The 18,173-nt window shown below is 42.2% G+C and carries 25 protein-coding genes and 2 pseudogenes; 8 read left to right on the forward strand and 19 right to left on the reverse strand.

Features of this window, described 5'->3' with window-relative positions; translation table 11 throughout:
* Nucleotides 1-22: 22 nt before the first annotated feature.
* From MKP07_RS02220 to MKP07_RS02235, 5 genes and pseudogenes are all read right to left on the reverse strand, one after another.
* Nucleotides 23-778: a sulfite exporter TauE/SafE family protein gene (locus MKP07_RS02220; protein ID WP_240844805.1), complete on the reverse strand. Its 756-nt coding sequence runs from the start codon at nucleotides 776-778 to the stop codon at nucleotides 23-25.
* 5 nt (nucleotides 779-783) lie between these two features.
* Nucleotides 784-1,449 (reverse strand): SGNH/GDSL hydrolase family protein, encoded by a 666-nt coding sequence (locus MKP07_RS02225; protein WP_240844806.1) that lies wholly within the window; start codon nucleotides 1,447-1,449, stop codon nucleotides 784-786.
* 111 nt (nucleotides 1,450-1,560) lie between these two features.
* Nucleotides 1,561-2,217: a GIY-YIG nuclease family protein gene (locus MKP07_RS02230; protein WP_394803710.1), complete on the reverse strand. Its 657-nt coding sequence runs from the start codon at nucleotides 2,215-2,217 to the stop codon at nucleotides 1,561-1,563.
* A 6-nt stretch (nucleotides 2,218-2,223) separates the two neighbouring features.
* A pseudogene (locus tag MKP07_RS41980) lies at nucleotides 2,224-2,307 on the reverse strand (hypothetical protein); the annotation flags it as partial.
* Nucleotides 2,295-2,933 carry a 3'-5' exonuclease gene (locus tag MKP07_RS02235; RefSeq protein ID WP_240844808.1) on the reverse strand — a complete coding sequence of 213 codons (639 nt, stop codon included), beginning with the start codon at nucleotides 2,931-2,933 and terminating at the stop codon, nucleotides 2,295-2,297. The gene MKP07_RS02235 and the pseudogene MKP07_RS41980, both read right to left, overlap by 13 nt.
* Before the next feature lie 109 nt (nucleotides 2,934-3,042).
* On the opposite strand from MKP07_RS02235, the gene MKP07_RS02240 reads away from it, so the two are divergent.
* The 6 genes and pseudogenes from MKP07_RS02240 (at nucleotide 3,043) to MKP07_RS02265 (ending at nucleotide 6,021) form a co-directional block, all read left to right on the forward strand.
* On the forward strand, nucleotides 3,043-3,723 hold the full coding sequence (locus tag MKP07_RS02240) for a hypothetical protein (RefSeq protein ID WP_240844809.1): 681 nt from the start codon (nucleotides 3,043-3,045) through the stop codon (nucleotides 3,721-3,723).
* Nucleotides 3,720-3,875, forward strand: a complete 156-nt coding sequence (locus MKP07_RS02245) for a hypothetical protein (protein ID WP_240844810.1) — start codon at nucleotides 3,720-3,722, stop codon at nucleotides 3,873-3,875. Before MKP07_RS02240 ends, MKP07_RS02245 begins: the two co-directional genes overlap by 4 nt.
* A 131-nt stretch (nucleotides 3,876-4,006) precedes the next feature.
* The gene (locus tag MKP07_RS02250; protein WP_240844811.1) at nucleotides 4,007-4,546 is read left to right on the forward strand and encodes a class I SAM-dependent methyltransferase; all 540 of its coding nucleotides are present in this window, start codon (nucleotides 4,007-4,009) and stop codon (nucleotides 4,544-4,546) included.
* On the forward strand, nucleotides 4,543-4,956 hold the full coding sequence (locus tag MKP07_RS02255) for a methyltransferase domain-containing protein (protein ID WP_240844812.1): 414 nt from the start codon (nucleotides 4,543-4,545) through the stop codon (nucleotides 4,954-4,956). Before MKP07_RS02250 ends, MKP07_RS02255 begins: the two co-directional genes overlap by 4 nt.
* Before the next feature lie 62 nt (nucleotides 4,957-5,018).
* Complete coding sequence (locus tag MKP07_RS02260) at nucleotides 5,019-5,330, forward strand: hypothetical protein (protein WP_240844813.1); 312 nt, start codon at nucleotides 5,019-5,021, stop codon at nucleotides 5,328-5,330.
* A gap of 116 nt (nucleotides 5,331-5,446) precedes the next feature.
* Nucleotides 5,447-6,021, forward strand: a pseudogene (locus tag MKP07_RS02265) (peptidylprolyl isomerase).
* A gap of 3 nt (nucleotides 6,022-6,024) precedes the next feature.
* Here MKP07_RS02265 and MKP07_RS02270 read toward each other — a convergent pair.
* The 4 genes from MKP07_RS02270 to MKP07_RS02285 form a co-directional block, all read right to left on the reverse strand.
* Nucleotides 6,025-6,786 (reverse strand): sugar phosphate isomerase/epimerase family protein, encoded by a 762-nt coding sequence (locus MKP07_RS02270; RefSeq protein WP_240844814.1) that lies wholly within the window; start codon nucleotides 6,784-6,786, stop codon nucleotides 6,025-6,027.
* 56 nt (nucleotides 6,787-6,842) lie between these two features.
* Nucleotides 6,843-7,457 (reverse strand): UDP-3-O-(3-hydroxymyristoyl)glucosamine N-acyltransferase, encoded by a 615-nt coding sequence (gene lpxD / locus MKP07_RS02275; RefSeq protein ID WP_240844815.1) that lies wholly within the window; start codon nucleotides 7,455-7,457, stop codon nucleotides 6,843-6,845.
* Nucleotides 7,442-7,885: an LpxD N-terminal domain-containing protein gene (locus tag MKP07_RS02280; RefSeq protein WP_240844816.1), complete on the reverse strand. Its 444-nt coding sequence runs from the start codon at nucleotides 7,883-7,885 to the stop codon at nucleotides 7,442-7,444. The genes lpxD and MKP07_RS02280 overlap by 16 nt, the downstream gene beginning before the upstream one ends.
* Before the next feature lie 76 nt (nucleotides 7,886-7,961).
* Nucleotides 7,962-9,179, reverse strand: a complete 1,218-nt coding sequence (locus tag MKP07_RS02285) for an HD domain-containing protein (protein ID WP_240844817.1) — start codon at nucleotides 9,177-9,179, stop codon at nucleotides 7,962-7,964.
* Nucleotides 9,180-9,318: 139 nt separating this feature from the next.
* Here MKP07_RS02285 and MKP07_RS02290 point away from each other — a divergent pair, with 139 nt between their 5' ends.
* Nucleotides 9,319-9,579 carry a hypothetical protein gene (locus MKP07_RS02290; RefSeq protein ID WP_240844818.1) on the forward strand — a complete coding sequence of 87 codons (261 nt, stop codon included), beginning with the start codon at nucleotides 9,319-9,321 and terminating at the stop codon, nucleotides 9,577-9,579.
* 72 nt (nucleotides 9,580-9,651) lie between these two features.
* The gene (locus MKP07_RS02295) at nucleotides 9,652-10,434 is read left to right on the forward strand and encodes an MBL fold metallo-hydrolase (RefSeq protein WP_240844819.1); all 783 of its coding nucleotides are present in this window, start codon (nucleotides 9,652-9,654) and stop codon (nucleotides 10,432-10,434) included.
* 119 nt (nucleotides 10,435-10,553) lie between these two features.
* Here MKP07_RS02295 and MKP07_RS02300 read toward each other — a convergent pair whose 3' ends face one another.
* The 10 genes from MKP07_RS02300 to MKP07_RS02345 form a co-directional block, all read right to left on the reverse strand.
* Nucleotides 10,554-10,793: a hypothetical protein gene (locus MKP07_RS02300; RefSeq protein ID WP_240844820.1), complete on the reverse strand. Its 240-nt coding sequence runs from the start codon at nucleotides 10,791-10,793 to the stop codon at nucleotides 10,554-10,556.
* Between the two features lie 142 nt (nucleotides 10,794-10,935).
* Complete coding sequence (locus MKP07_RS02305; protein ID WP_240844821.1) at nucleotides 10,936-12,387, reverse strand: alpha/beta hydrolase family protein; 1,452 nt, start codon at nucleotides 12,385-12,387, stop codon at nucleotides 10,936-10,938.
* Nucleotides 12,371-13,204: a TolB-like translocation protein gene (locus tag MKP07_RS02310; RefSeq protein WP_240844822.1), complete on the reverse strand. Its 834-nt coding sequence runs from the start codon at nucleotides 13,202-13,204 to the stop codon at nucleotides 12,371-12,373. Before MKP07_RS02310 ends, MKP07_RS02305 begins: the two co-directional genes overlap by 17 nt.
* Before the next feature lie 65 nt (nucleotides 13,205-13,269).
* Nucleotides 13,270-14,760 (reverse strand): glycine--tRNA ligase, encoded by a 1,491-nt coding sequence (locus MKP07_RS02315; RefSeq protein ID WP_240844823.1) that lies wholly within the window; start codon nucleotides 14,758-14,760, stop codon nucleotides 13,270-13,272.
* 51 nt (nucleotides 14,761-14,811) lie between these two features.
* The gene (locus tag MKP07_RS02320) at nucleotides 14,812-14,964 is read right to left on the reverse strand and encodes a YdeI/OmpD-associated family protein (protein WP_262919566.1); all 153 of its coding nucleotides are present in this window, start codon (nucleotides 14,962-14,964) and stop codon (nucleotides 14,812-14,814) included.
* Nucleotides 14,965-15,063: 99 nt separating this feature from the next.
* Nucleotides 15,064-15,327, reverse strand: coding sequence for a DUF1905 domain-containing protein (locus MKP07_RS02325; protein ID WP_240844824.1), 264 nt, complete (start codon nucleotides 15,325-15,327; stop codon nucleotides 15,064-15,066).
* 59 nt (nucleotides 15,328-15,386) lie between these two features.
* Nucleotides 15,387-16,256 carry an outer membrane beta-barrel protein gene (locus MKP07_RS02330; RefSeq protein ID WP_240844825.1) on the reverse strand — a complete coding sequence of 290 codons (870 nt, stop codon included), beginning with the start codon at nucleotides 16,254-16,256 and terminating at the stop codon, nucleotides 15,387-15,389.
* A 232-nt stretch (nucleotides 16,257-16,488) separates the two neighbouring features.
* Nucleotides 16,489-17,187, reverse strand: a complete 699-nt coding sequence (locus MKP07_RS02335; protein WP_240844826.1) for a hypothetical protein — start codon at nucleotides 17,185-17,187, stop codon at nucleotides 16,489-16,491.
* Nucleotides 17,188-17,203: 16 nt separating this feature from the next.
* Nucleotides 17,204-17,617 carry a hypothetical protein gene (locus MKP07_RS02340; RefSeq protein ID WP_240844827.1) on the reverse strand — a complete coding sequence of 138 codons (414 nt, stop codon included), beginning with the start codon at nucleotides 17,615-17,617 and terminating at the stop codon, nucleotides 17,204-17,206.
* Nucleotides 17,503-18,171, reverse strand: coding sequence for an anti-sigma factor (locus MKP07_RS02345; protein WP_240844828.1), 669 nt, complete (start codon nucleotides 18,169-18,171; stop codon nucleotides 17,503-17,505). Before MKP07_RS02345 ends, MKP07_RS02340 begins: the two co-directional genes overlap by 115 nt.
* Nucleotides 18,172-18,173 lie beyond the last annotated feature (2 nt).

The following is an 18,173-nucleotide window of genomic DNA, read 5'->3' on the forward strand; positions in this document are numbered from 1 at the left end:
TGTCGCTCCCTTTTTTATACACTTATCTTTTCAGGAAAATAAAAATTGCACCGATAAAAGTCAACCCGATAATTAAACGCCGGTAACTGGTGTCCTTTATTAATGCTACAATTTTAATACCCAATAAAAACCCCACCAGCAAGGCAGGCAGCAACATCGCATCCGTTTTTAAAGTATTGGCTGTAACATTTTTCCAAACAAATACCTGGAAGGGTAGTTTAAAGAAATTGATCGCCAGGAACACCCATGCCGCCGTACCGATAAAATTATTCTTGGGCATGCGCATCGCTAAAAAATAAATATTAGCAAAAGCGCCTGCCAGATTCCCTATCATAGTGGTAAAACCAGAGATTAGTCCCATACCGGATACAAAGAATTTATTGGATGGAACGATCATCGTTTTCCTTACCTCGATATACAGCATAATAACTACAGTGATCACAATGATCGTAGCCATTATTTTTCGAAACACAGCTTCATTCATATGCTGACCGGCAAACACGCCTACCAGCACACCAACGACCATCCAGGGAATCAGCTTCCAGAAATGCTTCCATTCCGCATGCCGGTGATAGTATTTTACGGCCATCAGGTCGGCTGCACATAACAAGGGTAACACTACCCCGGTGGATGCCTTACCACCCAGCACTATGGCCATGAGGGTTACATTCAGCATATCAATACCCTTCAAACCAGCCTTGGCCAGGCCGATAAAAAAGGCCGATAACGCCAGGAGCACCCAATTAGTTAAGGAGTAATCTTCAAATAAAGCCTGCAATAGATCTATTTAATTTTTTTCAGCGTATTCCACATTTCCTGTGCGACCAAAAGGTTACCTGCGCCATTCAGATGTACTTTATCCGTAGTCAAAATGCCCTTATCCTGGTTACGCGGGTTGTTTATTTTGAGATAATCCATAAAAGATTTGCGCAAATCAACAACCGGTATATTATTCTTACCGGCATATTCCCGTATCCATTTGGAATAGAAATTAAGGTCTCCATCCTGCAGGTTAGTACCATCATTAAACTCCCCAATCACCGAAGGCGTACACATCACCACCTGGATACCCTGGGCCTTCATTTTGGTAATCATTTTATCATAAAAAGCACCAAACTTACTTAGTTCAGTTCCGGTTCCACTGGTTGTTTTATGCCAAACATCATTAATACCAATATAAACCACTACCACATCTGGTTTTTGATCCAATACATCTTCCTGGAAACGATAAAACAGGTCGTATACGCGGTTGCCACCTATGCCCTTACCAACAAACTCAAAAGCATCTCCTTGCTTATCGAGCTTACAAAGGCTATCTACTTTAGGAATATAGCCTCCGGCATCTGCACCCTGCCTGGTTATAGAATCTCCAAAAAAGATTACTTTCTTCTTTTTAACAGGCTGAAAGGAAATAAGCGCGATGGCGGCAAGCGTTAGTAGATACTTCATTTGTTGATATTTTTTATTGAGTGGAAATGTTTAATACTGTTTGGAGCTTATCGTTAATTAAATTAACGGGTACAAGTTTAAACAAAAACCGGTAGAAATCATTCATCCAGGTTAGATTATAGCATTAAAAGTTTTTATCCTGGTGGGATATCGCTTGGCATAACTGAAAAGCATATTGGTTATCGTGCTATTTTCTTTGTAGGGTTGTACAAGGCTTTTAACTACTTCCGGTTCGTCTACTACAGTGTTTAGAGGTATAAATCCCATCCCATAAAATTTCCCCTGCCACACAAGAATGCATGAATTTTGGTCACGGGTGATACCCTCATCAATAATAACAAAAGATGGCAGGCTCTTTAGCTTATTGATAGCCGATTCAACCCGCCAGTTATAATCGACTGTCGCCTCCTTTTTATCACAGGCCCCTTTGCATATAATAGCATGCGTTGTTTCATCGTATATTTTTTCGCCGATAAAGCAAAGCCGGGGACAAAGATTAAAATCCTGAACGAGCTGTCGTAATGCTGCCGCCGCATTTTCTAAATGATGGTAAGAACTGACCACTTCATACCGACTGTTCACTTTATCTACGGCCAATCTTGTATATCCATTCTGATCGTAATAGCGAATAATGCCATACATATCTTCCCTCCTTTTTTGGGCAGCATTAAAACGTGGCCATAATCTTTTTATCTCCGAGGACTCTTTTACAGCAGCCATCAATTCTGTACCACATTCTTCAAAACTAATACGGTATACTTCCCGCATAAAATTCTGCTTTTGCCTTGAGGTTGAATTATTACTGAAATGGCTGCTTACCCTGTAACGTATATTTTTAGCCTTGCCTACATATACCACTTTTCCTTTCTCGTCATGAAAATAATAGACCCCGCGGTATAGGGCAGGTTTTCAAAATCCGTTTTAGGAACATTAGGTGGCAACACATGCTCTTTAGAAGTACGCTTCAGACTTTTAAGTATATGCCCCTCTTGATCATGCTCCAGCAGCATTTGAAATAATGCAACCGTAGCGTCGGTATCGCCACCAGCCCTGTGATGGTTGACATGCTTTATACCCAATGCATTGCATAATTTGCCCAAACTGTACGACTGATATCCGGGCAATATTTTGCGGCTCATCCTTACCGTACACAGCTTGTTCGCATCATAAGTATACCCGCAGGCTTGCAACTGGTTGCGCACAAAAGAGTAATCGAAGTTTACGCTGTGGGCCACAAATATTTTATCTTTCAGCAATTCATAAATACGTTCCGCCACTTCTTCAAAAACAGGCGCTTCTGCTACCATCGCATTGCTGATCCCCGTTAATGCTTCTATATAGGTAGGTATACGATGCAGTGGATTGATCAGCGTTTCATACCGCTCCACCACCTCGCTCCCATCTAAAACAACGATGCATATCTCGGTTATGCCATTAGCATCAGCATAACCACCCGTAGTTTCTATGTCAACAATTGCATACATGTACGACTCACTAATTTCGGAAAATTATTTGTCTTTTTCCTATGCAAAATTCGGAATACAGCGTCATAGATTTTGATAAATCTGTTTGTGAAAAAACAAAGCTTTGTATATGCGCTTTTCGGTTAAATGCTTTTTCTCTTTATCTTTTATATATATCATTGGTTGCCATGCTACTCCGTCAGCAAACGTGGGATTAGTTACACCCGATGCGCTCGTTGCAAATGAACCGGTATATGATACCACTCAAAAGAATATTCATATATTGGTAGCATTGTGCGACAATAAATACCAGGGAATTGTACCCGTTCCGGCAAAAATCGGGAATGGCCAGGATCCCGACAATAACCTGTACTGGGGTTGCGCTTTCGGCGTACAAACCTATTTTAAGAAAAGCAGCTACTGGACATTTATTAAAAGCATTAAGCAGGATGGCATAAAAATGCAAAGGCTGGTGTTTAAAAACCGGCAAAAGAATATATATCTTATAGCTGATGCTTACAATGGCATGTATATTAAAGAATGTACCGTTGATTTTTTAAGGAGTTGCTCCGGCCAGTTAAAAGAAGTGTTAGAAGTTGATGGTAAGCGTATCGGTATTAATGGGAACGCTTCGCTACTTGCTTATGTAGGCCATGACGGATTGATGGATTTCAGGCTGTCTGAATCTTTTCAGAATGCCGATGGTAAAAAGCGCGATGCCATTATACTGGCTTGCATCAGCAAAAATACTTTGCCCCCCATTTATCACAAACCCAGGCCCGGCCACTGGTTTGGAGCACCGGTCTTATGAGCCCTGAAGCCTATACGCTGCATGATGCGCTGGATGCTTATACCAATGATCAATCGCCGGAAGCTATCAGAAGCGCAGCTGCCAGAGCTTATGCGAAATATCAAAAATGTAGTGAAAAAGCCGCCAGGAATTTGTTGGTGACGGGACTCTAAATCTAGGTCACGGTTTAAACCGTGACCTGAAGATGACTTCCGCCCTGCAATTGGGGAATATGTATCCGTTCCTGAAACTTTGTTACTTATAACCTGTCCGAAAGTTTATTTTCGTGCAAATATTTGTATTGATGAGCGGAGCAGATAAATTCGAGATGTTTAAAAACCGGTTAACCAAGGTTTACAGGCATTTGCAAAAAATAGCCAGGAAGCAAAATATATCCTGTTACCGGATTTATGATCATGACCTGCCTGAGTTCCCTTTTATTATAGAAAAGTATGGCGATACGCTTTATGCATCTGAGTATAAACGAAATCACAGCCTCAATGAGGAGGCACACCAATTTTGGATGATGCAAAGTACACAGGTTATGGCAGATGTACTTAGCATAGCGCCGGAAAATGTATTTACCAAATTGAGACAACGCAAAGCAGGCCGTGAAGGACAATATCAGAAGACTGCTGAAACGAAAAGTGAATTTATTGTAGAGGAAAATGGCTTACAATTTATCGTAAACCTGGCCGATTACCTGGATACCGGGCTGTTCCTCGATCACAGAACTACCCGAAAAATGGTGCAGGAGCAATCTGCAGGCAAGCGGGTACTGAATCTGTTCGCCTATACAGGCTCTTTCTCGGTATATGCAGCAGCCGGGGCGCAGCACAGGTGACTACAGTAGATTTGTCCAACACTTATACCAACTGGGCTAAACGCAATATCGAACTGAATGGCTTTACAGATGAAAGCCGGTATATTTTTATAGCTGCCGATGTTATACAATACCTTCAAACACTGGCCCCTGCTTCTTTTGATATTATTGTGATGGATCCGCCTACTTTTAGTAACAGTAAAAAAATGGATGGCGTTTTGGATATCCAAAGAGATCACGTTTCCCTGGTCAACAACTGCCTACATGCCCTCTCCCCGGGCGGTTTACTTTATTTCAGCAATAACTACACGAAGTTTCAGCTGGATGAACAAGCAATCCCAGCCTCTTCCATCAGGGATATTACCAAAGCTACTACGCCCTTCGACTTTGAAGGCAAGCTTAAAAGAAGCTGTTTCCTGATCACCAAATAGAGTCTTACCTGAATCATTTACTTTTGCGACATGTTTAATAATGACGATTTACAGGTGCGTTGGTGGACTTTGGAAGCCAAACTAGTGGAGCGTTTTGGCAAAAAGCCGGATATGGAAACTATCCTTTTTTGATTGGCATTCAGGAGTTAGGCACAGTAGCAGAAAGGTTTACCAAAGAACAAAAGCAAGATTTGATGCATATAGCGGTGTGCAGGTTACTGGTACCCAGCGGTTATTATGAGCTCACTGCCACCGACCCCGATGGCTGGCCACACTACAAGCAGTTAAAACCCATGCCCGACCTGAATCCGTTTGAACAGGAAAGTTTCCTGAAAGACCATGTATTGCTTTATTTTGAAGAAAACGAAATCTGATGTCCAGGCTATTTGTAATATTATTTTCCCTTGTAGTTTTAAGTTGTACATCTCAACAAAAAATTCGTAAAGCAGACCTCAGAAAAGATATACTGCTGGAAACTAACCACGGCTCTATGCGTGTCCGGTTAAGTGATGAAACACCTCTGCACCGCGACAATTTCATCAAGCTTGTCAAAAGCAAGTACTACGATGGTGTTTTATTTCATCGTGTCATCCATAAATTTATGATACAGGCCGGCGATCCCGACAGCCGTAAAGCAGCAGCGGGCAAACCGTTAGGCGAAGGCGGTCCGGGTATATGTGTCCCTGCTGAATTTAAGCATGATCTTTTTCACAAAAAGGCGTGATAGCTGCGGCGCGTGAAGGTGATGATGTAAACCCGCAAAAAGCCAGCAGCGGCAGCCAGTTTTATATTGTACAGGGTAAGGTTTGGACCGATGGCGGCCTGGATACACTGGAAATAAAAAGGTTGAATGGAAGAAAAATCCCGCAGGAACAACGTGCGGCGTATAAAACGGTTGGCGGCTCTCCTCACCTGGATCAAAACTACACCGTATTTGGCGAAGTAATAGAAGGCTTGCCTGTTATTGACAGTATTGCGGCAGTAGCTACCAGTAAAGGAAAGGATAAAGACCGCCCGTTAAAGGATGTAGTGATCAGAAAAGCCAGGCTGGTAAAGCGCCAATAATAGTTAGAATAGTTTTTCTATCGTTTTATGGCTACTTAGTATTTTACCAAGTGGGTCTTCAGCATCCGAAGCCATTTCAACAATGGCGTATTCAAGTCCTGCAAGGCTTTGGTTCGCAATGACAGGTGCAAAATCGATCATTCCGCTACCAATGGCGGTAGATTTTTTCGTATCAACATCAATATCCCGAAAATGCCATAGCGGAAAGCGACCAGGAAATCTTTCAAAAATTTTTACCGGATCCTGTCCCGCAAGTCCCATCCATCCCAGGTCTGGTTGAAAAACCACCAGTTCGGGGTCGGTATAATCCAATAAAATGTCAAAAGGCAATACACCACCCATTGGGGAAAACTCATGGGCGTGGTTATGATAGCCCACCTTAATACCATATGCACGGGCAATTTCCCCTACTTTATTTAACTCATTAGCAGCAGTCTTGTAGCTATCCACGCTTATTTTCAATTCGTCTCTTAAATTGAAAACCACAAAATATTTCATACCCAATTGTGCAGCATAATCGCAGACAGCGGGCGCTGTATTAACATCAAGCTGAAAATGTCCGCTGATAATTCTTAACCCGTGACTGTCAGCCAGGCTCTTTAAATCTTTCGGCTTAAAGCCCTGAATCGTACGTTCATCAATATTGAATCCGGCAGGTTCAACTACTGAATACCCTGCTGTCGCCAGTTTTTCAAGCGTTGTTTCCGGTTCTTGTAGCAACACATTTCTTAAAGACCATAGTTGTGCGCCTGTTGCCGGTTTCATTAAAAGTATATTGGATATGGTTACTCTTACGGAGTTAGAATCAATTGAAATAGTTGCTATTCCACCGCTGGTTTCAATTGCAGTATTACCTGCTCCAGCTCTTTGATACGTTTTTCAAGGTCGGGCAGTTTACGGCTCAACGCCTGGCTTCTCAATGCAGAGGTGTATTCGTGTGCAGGTGAACCTGTAACAGCTTTGCCCGGTTCAAGGTTCTTGCTTACCCCGCTTTGTGCATTTATTTTAGCACCATCTCCAATTTGCAAATGGCCCACGATACCAGCCTGGCCACCGATCATTACACCCTTACCTATTTTGGTGCTACCGCTGATACCTGCCTGAGCAGCTACCACTGTGCTACTGCCTATTTCAACATTATGTGCAATCTGAATGAGGTTATCCAGCTTAGCTCCCTTTCTTATAATAGTGGAGCCAATAGTGGCACGGTCAATGGTACTGTTAGCACCTATCTCCACATCATCTTCCACAATTACGTTACCAATTTGAGGCACTTTAGAGAAGCTTCCGTCCGCCTGCGGCGCGAAACCAAAACCATCACTGCCTATTACCGTACCGGCGTGTATGGTAACATTATTACCAATCTGGCAGCTATGCAGCACTTTCACACCCGGGTGCAGAGTTACATTGTTACCGATGGTTACATTATCGCCCAAAAAACACCAGGGTAGATTTTTGAACCACTTCCAATTTTTACCTGTTCTCCCACATAGGCAAAAGAACCAAGGAAAATATCATCGGCGTAGCTGGCAGTTGCCGCTATATAAACCGGTTGCTGAATGCCTTTTAGCTGCTGCTGCCGAAACTCCTGGTACTTTCCCAGCAAAAGAGCAAAAGCGCTATACGCATCTTTTACCTTTATAAGAGTAGTATTAACCGCTTGTTTCAATTCAAGCGAATCATTAACAATAACAATTGTTGCTTTTGTATTGTATAAATATTCTTCGTACTTAGGGTTAGCTAAAAAGCTCAATTCCCCCTCTCCTGCTTCTTCAATTTTACCAAAGGACTTTACAGTGGCGTCAGGGTTGCCGTCAACCTTCCCATTTATTAGCAGTGCAATTTGCGAAGCAGAAAAAACCATTCTTGGATTTTTAAAATATTTTATTGGAATCGAAAGTAGGTAAGTAAATAATTATTAAAAGTTAAAAATCGTAAACTTAAACCCGTAAATAGCAAAAGTAGTATTTTTTGACAGGCTCACTGATTTTTACGTCAATCAAAGGATCATCTACCTGTGAAATATCTTTTAAAGATCCATCTTTATATAAAATGTTGATACTTTCATTATCAGCGTTATACAACCGGTTGGAGGCATCTCCGCCAAACGCAAAATAGTCCATATCCTTTTCATCAATACCCGTAGCCAGCACTATTTCTTTTATTTTCTGCAGTTGGAAAGATTCCTCTATTGGGGTAGACTGCAGCTTAATGCGCATTATTTTTCGCTGGATAATGGCTTTACATAAAAGAGAAAGGACTGCATCGTTATGACTGCACCAGTTTTTTACAGTAGCCATGATGTCATGGTCATCCATCTGGCAAAAATCATCCAGCAGGGCTTCAATAGCTCCGTTGCTGTGGCTTCCCTGTAAAAACCGGTTAAAAGCAGGAGTGGCAGCAGTAGTTTCTATCCCGGCTGCAATCAATGCTTTGGCCCGGCGAATGATCATGATCAGCATTTTTTCGGCAGCAACTACTGTTTTATGCAAGTATACCTGCCAATACATCAGCCTGCGGCTTAACAGGAATTTCTCTATAGAATAAATAGCTTTTTCTTCAACTACCAGGTTACCATCATTCACTGCCAGCATTTTGATGATCCGGTCATACCCGATAACGCCCTCTGCAACACCGGTAAAAAAGCTATCTCTATTCAGGTAATCCATGCGGTCCACATCTAACTGGCCAGAAACCAACTGGTGTAAAAACTTCTTGGGATAGTGATCAGTAAAAATATCGATGCCTGTTTGAAGCTGGCCGTCAAACTCCTCATTAAGTTTCTGCATGATCAGTAAGGACAGGCGTTCGTGATGGGTATCCTGAATGAGCTCCTGCTCCAGGGCATGGGAAAAAGGCCCGTGCCCTATATCATGCAATAGAATGGCTAGTTTTGCCCCCAGTTCTTCTTCCTCCGTTATTTCTGCCCCCTTGCCTTTAAGTTCCCTCAATGCCGTGCACATTAAATGGTATGCCCCCAGGGAGTGATGCAGGCGGCTATGTACCGCACCCGGGTATACCAGGTGCGCAAAAGCCATCTGGTGAATATTACGCAACCTTTGATAATAAGGGTGGGAAATGATCTGCAACAAAAGCGGATGATCGACAGTAATGAAGCCGTATACCGGGTCGTTGATAATTTTTCGAGCCTGGGCCATAATGTATTAAAAAAGCAAATGTAGTACGAGCCTGCCTATTTTTCACATTCCCCATAATATTAACATGCTCCTGCTTCCCTTTTTTAAACCTTTATCTTTGTGCATTAACAAAAAAATGATCAAGTATACTCAAAATACATTGGATAAGCTGGAAGCGATTCCGGAGCAGTGCGGATATATTTTAAGGTATGAAAGAGGGAATTTTCAAAGCGGTTATTGTATTTTAGATAATAAAAAAGTAGTGGTTTTAAATAAATTCCTTCAAACAGAGGGACGCATTAATGCCCTGATTGAAATTATTCCCAAACTCAATATCGATACAGAGCTGCTCGATGACAATGCAAAAAAACTCTTTGCTGAAGTATCAGAAAGGGATGATTCAAATGAAGCCGGAGCATAAACTCCGTCATTTTATTTAACTGACTAAGGCTCATCACCGATTAATCATTTTCATCACTCATCATTTACAACCTTGCCTTACCCTCCACTACAAATAACGTTCTTAGGTACCGGAACCAGCTCAGGAGTACCCATGGTGGCTTGTGGTTGTGAGGTGTGTTCGTCTTCCAATACCAAAGACAAAAGACTCAGGTCGAGCATACTGGTGCAATCACCCACTACTACGCTGGTTGTCGATTCCGGGCCAGATTTCAGGCAGCAAATGCTTACGAACCAGGTAAATAAGCTTGATGCGATCTTGCTCACCCATTCTCATAAAGACCATATTGCAGGACTCGACGATGTACGGGCTTATAATTATTTCCAGCAAAAACCCATGGATGTTTATGCTACGGATGCTACGCTTAAACGGGTAAAGGTTGAATTTGACTATGCTTTTGCCGAAATCAAATACGCAGGTGTCCCTTCGATACAATTGCACAGCCTTAACGATACCAGCTCTTTTCGGGTTGGAGATATGGATATACAGCCCATACCTGTGTGGCATATGTACATGCCGGTTATTGGCTTTAGAATAGGAGATTTTACTTATATCACTGATGCCAATCGTATTGAGGAAAGCGCTAAAGAAATGATCAAAGGATCTAAAATACTCGTTTTAAATGCTTTGCGAAAAGAGAAACATATCTCTCATTTTTCTTTGCAGGAGGCACTTGACCTAGCCGACGAATTAGGTATTCCAGAAGTGTATTTCGTACACCTGTCTCACCAAATGGGTTTACATGATGTGGTTTCGCAGGAGCTTCCATCAGGCCGTTTTTTGGCTTATGACGGATTAAAAATTCAAATACCCTAACATTTGTTAGTTTAATTGAAAAAGATATATTATATTTACACTGACCTCTTTAGCTTGTCAGGATAGTCTCAAAGTTTTACCGCCATGTAATAAAAACATGGCGGTTTTTTATTGTACTCTTAGCAGTACAGTACTAAAAAAAAAAAAAAAGCGGCCAAAGCCGCTTCCTTATATACTATGCTGTGTTTTTGCGGATTTACCGCATCTTTAACGCCCTGAGGAACTTTGTCCCAGAGGTTTTTGCCTGCATCACTTACTTTGTCTTTTACGTTCTGTTTTTGCTCCGGGGTCATTTTATACTTCCAGTAAGCAAAAGCTGCTAAACCTAACGCGATTAATCCGCTTGTTTTATTTTTCATAATTATTGGTTTTAAATGTTGTTAACCGAATAAACCATAGACTAAAAGTGTGCCATTACTTCGCCAGAATCTTAAAATATGGTCAAAAAAATCCCGGCCTTTGTCACCCGGGATTTTAATAATATAGCACTATGATTTTTAGCTATTTGAGATACTGTGCGAAAAAGCCCAGCATTGTTTTATAGAATTCTATCCTATTATCTTCCCGCTGAAAACCATGCCCCTCGTTGTATTTTACAACGTAGGGTACATTAAATCCTTTGGCACGTAAGGCTTTTACAATCTGGTCAGACTCATTAATATTTACACGTGGATCGTTGGCGCCCTGGACTACTAATAAAGGCTTACGGATCTTATCTAACTGGTAAACAGGCGATACTTCTTTGGCGATTTTGGCTTCTTCAGGATTATCCAGGTCGTACCAGATCTGCTTTACCATTTCCTTATAAGGTTTCCAGTATTCAGGGAAAGAAGCAAAGAAGGTTTCAATATTCGACACCCCCACGTAATCCACACCACAGGTATACAAGTCAGGCGTTTTCACCAGCCCCATCAAGGTAGCATAGCCACCATGACTACCTCCGTAAATAGCGGTCTTGGTTTTATCCACCCAGCCCTGTGCAATAGCGTATGCTACACCATCTTCAATATCATCCATTAGTTTACGGCCAATTTGCTTGAAGCCGGCTCTTAAGAATTCTTTTCCATAGCCACCACTGATTCTAAAGTTTACCTGCAATGTAGCATAGCCACGGCTGGCAAAAAGCTGCGTTTCGGGATTAAACCCCCAGCTGTCCCTGATGCCTTGCGGACCACCATGCGGGTTTACTACTAATGGCACTTTCTTGCCTTCCAATGCGGCCTTGGGCAAAGTGATATAACCATGGATGGTTTTACCATCGCGGCTTTTGAACGAGATTGGCTTCATTATAGCCATATCGCCTTCTTTCAATTGTGGCATTAAATCATAGAGGAAAGTGGTTTTGCCAGTAGCAGCATCATAGATATAATACTTGCCAACTAACCTGTCGCTGGTTACATATACCAGGTATTTGCTTTCATCATCTGTTTTACCTGTTAAACCAAACTGGTAACCTTTAAACTCTTTGGAAAGATTATCATAAATCTTTTTGAAAGTAGCGCTAACCGGTATGATCTCATCTTTTTCTCCCTCATAATTGAAATAATCTACCTCGTAGTTTCTTTTGCGTGAAAGTCCGATACCCGACACATCAAAGTCTTTGTTACCGAAAACTTCTTTGATCTTTTCTTTCTTCTTAAAATCGTATAAAATGATGCGTGCTTTATCAGAATCCAGGTTGGTTACTACATACGCTTCATCGGGGTTGGAAGGGTTATAACTAAAGGACTGTATATTGAAATTATCATCCCAGTTATTGGTAAAATATAATTCAAACTCTTTTCCGCCAGCTGGTTTGTAGAAGTACTGAGATTTAATACCCTGGAACATTCTGCCAAAGCCTCTCAGGTTACCGTCTTTATCAAAATCATATCCAACGATGGGGTTAGCTACATCTTTATTCTCGTACAACTTTTCAAGCGCGCGGTTACCACGTTTACCTTGTAGGTTCAAAAACCTGTTTATTGTCTTTGTTCATGGTAATGATCATGTAATTCTTCTGATCTTTCAGGATCCGCTCGATGCTGGCCTGCACGCCATCAAAAGGTGTCAGATCTAGTACATTTCCACCGTCAACATTAGCCGCATAAATATGAAAATTTTCATTTCCTCCATTATCCATTACATATACCAGGCGTTCGTCGTTGATCCAGCCATAACCTTTGATCAACTCATCTTTCTCTTCTATCGCCCTGGCCACTTTACCGCTGGCGATCTCCTTCACATACACATGTCGCTTACCATTTTCTTCTTTCTCCATGTAAGAAAGATATTTACCACCTGGCGACAACTGGAATTGGGATGACTTAGGACGGGCAAAATAGTCCTCTACTTTGTATTTGTAATCGCCTTTATCCTGCGCTATGATCTTTTGAATTTCTGCGTCGCCCGATGGCAAAGTGGTGTCGCCGGGTTTGGTAACTACTGTTTTGGTGAGCACCAACGGCAGGTTCATGCCTGCCTGCTTGAATTCACCCGTGATCGTTTTATCAGCCAGGGTCCCGCTGTAGGTTAAGCCGGCAGCCTTTACGCTTAAGGACAATTTATTATCTGCAAAAGCAGTGCTATCAACCGGTATACCCGATGCTCCCTGGGCGGGACTGTCCATTGTAGTAACCCATTTATCACTATCTTTTTTGATATGAAATACCAGCGGAATTTTAGTGCCCTGTACTTCGAGGGTTCCCTTCCAGGATCCTGCAATATCCTGTGCTTTTATTAATGTCATAGAAATAATACAAACAATAAAGGTGAGAAAGAGTTTTTTCATTGTACAAAATTTAGGATGGTGTTAAAACAAAAAGCACATCCTGCGAGATGTGCTTTTGTATATTTTCAGCTAATAGCCCGGGTAACGATGTCCCCGATCTTTTCTATAGATATTCTTTCCTGTTCCATACTATCGCGATGGCGTATAGTAACGGTGCCGTCCTCTTTAGTTTGGTGATCGATGGTTACGCAGAACGGAACACCCAGGGCATCCATTCGTCTGTAACGTTTACCGATAGCATCTTTCTCTTCATAGAAGCATTTAAACTCTCCGCGGTATTGCGCCATAATCTCCTGTGCGATTTCAGGTAAACCGTCTTTTTTCAGCAAAGGGAAAACCGCCAGCTTAATAGGAGCCAGCTTGGCCGGGAATTTAAGTACTACCCTGTTATCCTGCTTTTCCGGTGTGCTCAGATCTTCTTCGGTATAAGCTGAACAAACCATGGAAAGAAACATACGATCCAAACCAATAGAGGTTTCGATTACATAAGGAATATAGTTACCATAAGGCTTGCCGGTTTCGGGATTCACATCATTATCGAAGTACTGCATTTTCTTTTTGCTGAACTCCTGGTGTCTGGATAAATCATAGTCCGTGCGGCTATGAATACCCTCCAACTCTTTAAACCCGATAGGAAAATTGAACTCTATATCGCAAGCTGCATCGGCATAGTGCGCCAGCTTTACGTGATCGTGAAAGCGATACTCTGTATCTGGCACACCCAATTCCAGGTGCCATTTTAAACGGGCCTGCTTCCAGTACTCATACCATTCTTTCTGCGTGCCAGGCCTGATGAAAAACTGCATTTCCATTTGCTCAAACTCACGCATACGGAAAATAAACTGGCGTGCTACGATCTCGTTACGGAAAGCTTTACCAATTTGTGCTATACCAAACGGGATCTTCATCCGGCCGGTTTTCTGCACATTCAGGAAGTTTACAAAAATACCCTGTGCTGTTTCCGGGCGCAGGTATACCTTATTGTTCTCATCTTCGGAAGAAACCGTAGAACCAAATTCGGTAGAGAACATCAGGTTAAACTGGCGGATATCCGTCCAGTTGGCTGTACCGCTAACCGGGCACTTAATTTTATTATCGTCGATGATCTTTTTCAGTCCTGTAAGATCGCCCGCCGCATCAGCTTTTTCCATTTCGCTGATAATGGCAGCCGCTTCTTCTTCTTTACCGTCCGCCTTTAACTGCTCTGTGTGAGATTCTATTAAATGGTCTACACGGTAACGTTTTTTACTGTCTTTGTTGTCGATCATAGGATCGTTAAACCCGTCCACGTGACCGCTGGCTTTCCAGGTAGTAGGATGCATAAATATTGCCGCATCGATCCCTACAATATTATCCTGTAGCTGGGTCATCCATTTCCACCAGTAATCCTTTATATTTTTCTTTAACTCAGCACCCCACTGACCGTAGTCGTAAACTGCCTGTAAGCCATCGTAAATTTCGCTGCTTGGAAAAATAAAGCCGTACTCTTTACAGTGCGATATAATCGCCTGAAACCTGCCTGCCGGCAAAGCAGTTTTATTTGTATCTGTTGCCATAAGGCTGCAAAAATAAGGGCGTTTTTTGATTTGGGGTTTAAGAATTGATATTTAGCTTTTCCCTTTGTGATAGCGGATCATTTGCCCGTAATCCATTTTATTATTCAGGCCGAAAAGCGCCTGTGCTATGCGCTTTGTTTTGGTAGCATCAGTTTTCGCATCATCAATCCATTTGCTGAAATAGTTTTGATGCGAGGGAGCCAGGGTTTCAAAAAAGCCCGGGCCGCCGGATCATCATCCAGGCAGGCTAGCAGGTCTGGGTTAAGCTCATACTTTTTTCATCTACTTCGAGCGTAGCGGTTATCATAGCCCCTGCCTTTTGGCAATTCCCTTTCGCATGGACGCATTAACAGCCATAATATAATTTCCCCCGCCGGCAGGTAAAAGTGTTACACCCGAAACAGGATGCTGATCTAATGTGCCTTTTACGCGAAATGCTTTTTTACTACCGGCTTTCAGTTGCTCCGCCAGCTCTGCAGGTATTTCAATATAGGTCCAGCCGGTTTTATCACCGTTTTCCGCAAACTTTTGAAGAGCAGCTGTAAAATGAATACTGTTAGATTTCATACCTATCTGCGTATCTTATGCCTGATATCGTAAATCACACATTATATACCTTACCTACTCTAATTGGTTTGTACTTTACCAAAAACCTCCATGGGTTTGATCCGTACACCAAAATTATAAGGCGTCATATCCAGTCCCCGCAGGTACATGCTTTTGAAAGCATAAGATCCGTATAGCCTGATAATACCCAGGTTCAATTCGGCTATATAGGATAGCTTCCAGGGCCGGATATCAAAATCACCACGCGACTTGGCTTTTCCCTCATCGGAGTTGACATACTTATTTCTTGCGGAATACAGGTATCCTACGCTCATTCCCGCACTCAACTCAACGGCATATAAGTTATGGGGCGTTAAATTAAAGTTCAGCATTAAAGGAACGGTTAAATAATCTGCAGCGAGTTTGTTCTTTTTATAGGTTCGTCCAAAGGTTCCGTCAAACCCCAACGCCGGCGCATTTTCTACGGTTGCCGTCTGCTGTTGATACCTTATGGGTTGTTTATAATGATAATTATTCAGCTCCAACCCGATACCATAATTAAAGTTCACATAATGATTAATGATACTTACCTGTTGCGTAACCACCCAGATATTGACATTACGTGACTTAAAGGGTTTCAGGCTCATCCAGTCGGCGTTAACGGCAGGTGTGGCGTACTCCTGTGCCTCGATACTGGAATAATCTGTATTATCTACGAAATTGGAAAAACCGATGTCTACAATTCCCCACTGTGTACGTACTTTTCTGGGATTGGTACGACTACTTAATTTCTTCAGGAAACCTTTTTTAGGTGGTGCTGCAAATGCCCCGGGATCATTATCCCTGATGATGGTAACACCACCTATTTCAAGGGTGTCGGGCTTCGGTTGGTCCTGCGCTATACCAGAGACGGCCCATGATAAACAAAGTACGGAAAGCAAAAATCTCATAATCCCGTAAAGATACATTTTAGCAAGAACCGAAAAGTTAAAATTCGAGCCGCAAATTCAGTTACTGACAAATACTATCAGAACCTGATTCCCACATTATAAGGGGTCATATCCAACCCGTCTTTAAACATACCTTTAATGGCATAAGACCCATATAAACTGATCACACCTAAATTCACCTCAGCTACATAAGATAGTTTCCAGGGATTTAAATTAAGGTTGTCTTTCAGCTTTAACTTGCCTTCGTCGGAGGTGATGGTTTTATTGCGCGCACTGTATAAATAGCCTGCGCTGATACCCGCACTAAAGCCCCACTCCTTGGTTTTTTTGCGGAGAGCTCCAGTCCTTTTTTATGCTTTTTTGTAATGGAGTAACCACCTGTATGTTTTCCAAAATCAAAATTCAGCATCAAAGGAAAGGTGACGTAATCTGCTGCTAATTTATTTTTAGAATAGGTACGACCTGCTGTATTATCCCATTCTACATAAGGCAGATTGTCGTTAAACCGAACCGGGTTCTTAAAGCGGTAATTATTCAATTCCAGGCCCAGTGCATATTTCAGATTCACGTTATGATTGATAAGGTTCACTTTTTGACTTACCAGCCAGATATTTACATTCACCGACTTACCGTTCCTCAAGTCGAACCAGGAAGCATCAGCACCAGGAGCAAAAGCCTGGGCGCCCGCCGAAGTGTAATTGGTATTATCTACAAAATTAGAAAAGCCCAGGTCAATTCCACCAAACCAGCTGGTAGTGATATTTTTCCGGCGTGTAGTTTTTTCCCATACCTCGCCGTTAGTATCTACAATCACTTTTTTATTATCCTTATCGGTAATAACCTGTACTGTTACAGAAGAAGTATCTTTTTGCGCATAAGCCGCGGCCGACATCACCACACACAGGGCAGTTGGTAAAAATTTGCGTAACATATATTGTATTTTAGTATTATTTTTCTACACGAATGGCAAACCCTGCGACATTTATATTATCGCCACCATCAGATAAGATATCCAATGCGCGGTCGCCGATCTGCTTTTTAATTTTTTTAAACAGCGATTTTTTTTCTTTCACCGGCTCCTTTGCTGATAGCAAAGAAGTTGATGTTTCTGCTACGGGTGGCTGGGAAATTGTTCCTACAGGTTCTTTGACAGGCTCGGGCGATGATTGAACCGGATTGCCTTTAACTCCGTTTCCATTATTGGTGGTAGCCAGAGAATTGCTATTAGTTACTTCTTTTCTGCCTGCTAAAGGCTCAGGTACCGTTGTAGGCTCAATTGGGCTTTGTTTAGCTCTAGCATATGTTTTGCCTTGTTTTTGAGTATTCTCGTCATCCGCTTTAGCAGATGCAGCCTCCGGCATAACAGGCGTATCCGTATGAGTAATGGTATCAACAACCACCGCGCCGGGACGACCGGCTGTGTAACAGGTGGCGTATTAATTGCCACACGCTCATCATTAGCCTCTTCCTGCTCCGACTGATTTAAAACCAACCAGGTACTCACACACAATAATAAAGATGCGGCAATAGCCAACTTACGCCAGTCCATACTTCTTACTGCGGCTCTTTTATATAGTTTTTCTTTAGCCGGGTATTTTATTGAAGTGTCTGCTTTTAAATAAAGCTTGCTCAAAGTATCTAACTCCAATTTTAGCACCTTGTCGCTCATAGCCTCATGTTCCACTTTGCCAGCCAATTCCTTTCCCGCCTCACCATCGAGGTAGGTGAGCAGATCTTCTTCTGTTAATGCGGCGCTTCTGATCAGTTTTTCTTTACCGGCAAATCCAATATTCTCATCGCCGCCAAAAACCGTTTGCTTTAACAAATCCAGCTCAACAGCCAGTTCAGGATTTTGCTTAACAAACGCTTCGACCATTTCTTTTTCCTCCGCCGACAATTCATTGTCAACGTACATTA

Origin of the sequence: Paraniabella hibiscisoli (assembly GCF_022512515.1) — a bacterium.
In the GTDB taxonomy this organism is placed as follows: Bacteria; Bacteroidota; Bacteroidia; order Chitinophagales; family Chitinophagaceae; genus Niabella; species Niabella hibiscisoli.

Excerpts from the sequence above, each read along its gene's own strand:
- MKP07_RS02225 (WP_240844806.1), bottom strand. The coding sequence starts at position 1,449 with ATGAAGTATCTACTAACGCTTGCCGCCATCGCGCTTATTTCCTTTCAG.
- MKP07_RS02230 (WP_394803710.1), bottom strand. The coding sequence starts at position 2,217 with ATGCGGGAAGTATACCGTATTAGTTTTGAAGAATGTGGTACAGAATTG.
- MKP07_RS02235 (WP_240844808.1), bottom strand. The coding sequence starts at position 2,933 with ATGTATGCAATTGTTGACATAGAAACTACGGGTGGTTATGCTGATGCT.
- MKP07_RS02240 (WP_240844809.1), top strand. The coding sequence starts at position 3,043 with ATGCGCTTTTCGGTTAAATGCTTTTTCTCTTTATCTTTTATATATATC.
- MKP07_RS02245 (WP_240844810.1), top strand. The coding sequence starts at position 3,720 with ATGAGCCCTGAAGCCTATACGCTGCATGATGCGCTGGATGCTTATACC.
- MKP07_RS02250 (WP_240844811.1), top strand. The coding sequence starts at position 4,007 with ATGAGCGGAGCAGATAAATTCGAGATGTTTAAAAACCGGTTAACCAAG.
- MKP07_RS02270 (WP_240844814.1), bottom strand. The coding sequence starts at position 6,786 with ATGAAACCGGCAACAGGCGCACAACTATGGTCTTTAAGAAATGTGTTG.
- MKP07_RS02280 (WP_240844816.1), bottom strand. The coding sequence starts at position 7,885 with ATGGTTTTTTCTGCTTCGCAAATTGCACTGCTAATAAATGGGAAGGTT.
- MKP07_RS02285 (WP_240844817.1), bottom strand. The coding sequence starts at position 9,179 with ATGGCCCAGGCTCGAAAAATTATCAACGACCCGGTATACGGCTTCATT.
- MKP07_RS02300 (WP_240844820.1), bottom strand. The coding sequence starts at position 10,793 with ATGAAAAATAAAACAAGCGGATTAATCGCGTTAGGTTTAGCAGCTTTT.
- MKP07_RS02310 (WP_240844822.1), bottom strand. The coding sequence starts at position 13,204 with ATGAAAAAACTCTTTCTCACCTTTATTGTTTGTATTATTTCTATGACA.
- MKP07_RS02315 (WP_240844823.1), bottom strand. The coding sequence starts at position 14,760 with ATGGCAACAGATACAAATAAAACTGCTTTGCCGGCAGGCAGGTTTCAG.
- MKP07_RS02325 (WP_240844824.1), bottom strand. The coding sequence starts at position 15,327 with ATGAAATCTAACAGTATTCATTTTACAGCTGCTCTTCAAAAGTTTGCG.
- MKP07_RS02330 (WP_240844825.1), bottom strand. The coding sequence starts at position 16,256 with ATGAGATTTTTGCTTTCCGTACTTTGTTTATCATGGGCCGTCTCTGGT.
- MKP07_RS02335 (WP_240844826.1), bottom strand. The coding sequence starts at position 17,187 with ATGTTACGCAAATTTTTACCAACTGCCCTGTGTGTGGTGATGTCGGCC.
- MKP07_RS02340 (WP_240844827.1), bottom strand. The coding sequence starts at position 17,617 with ATGCCGGAGGCTGCATCTGCTAAAGCGGATGACGAGAATACTCAAAAA.
- MKP07_RS02345 (WP_240844828.1), bottom strand. The coding sequence starts at position 18,171 with ATGTACGTTGACAATGAATTGTCGGCGGAGGAAAAAGAAATGGTCGAA.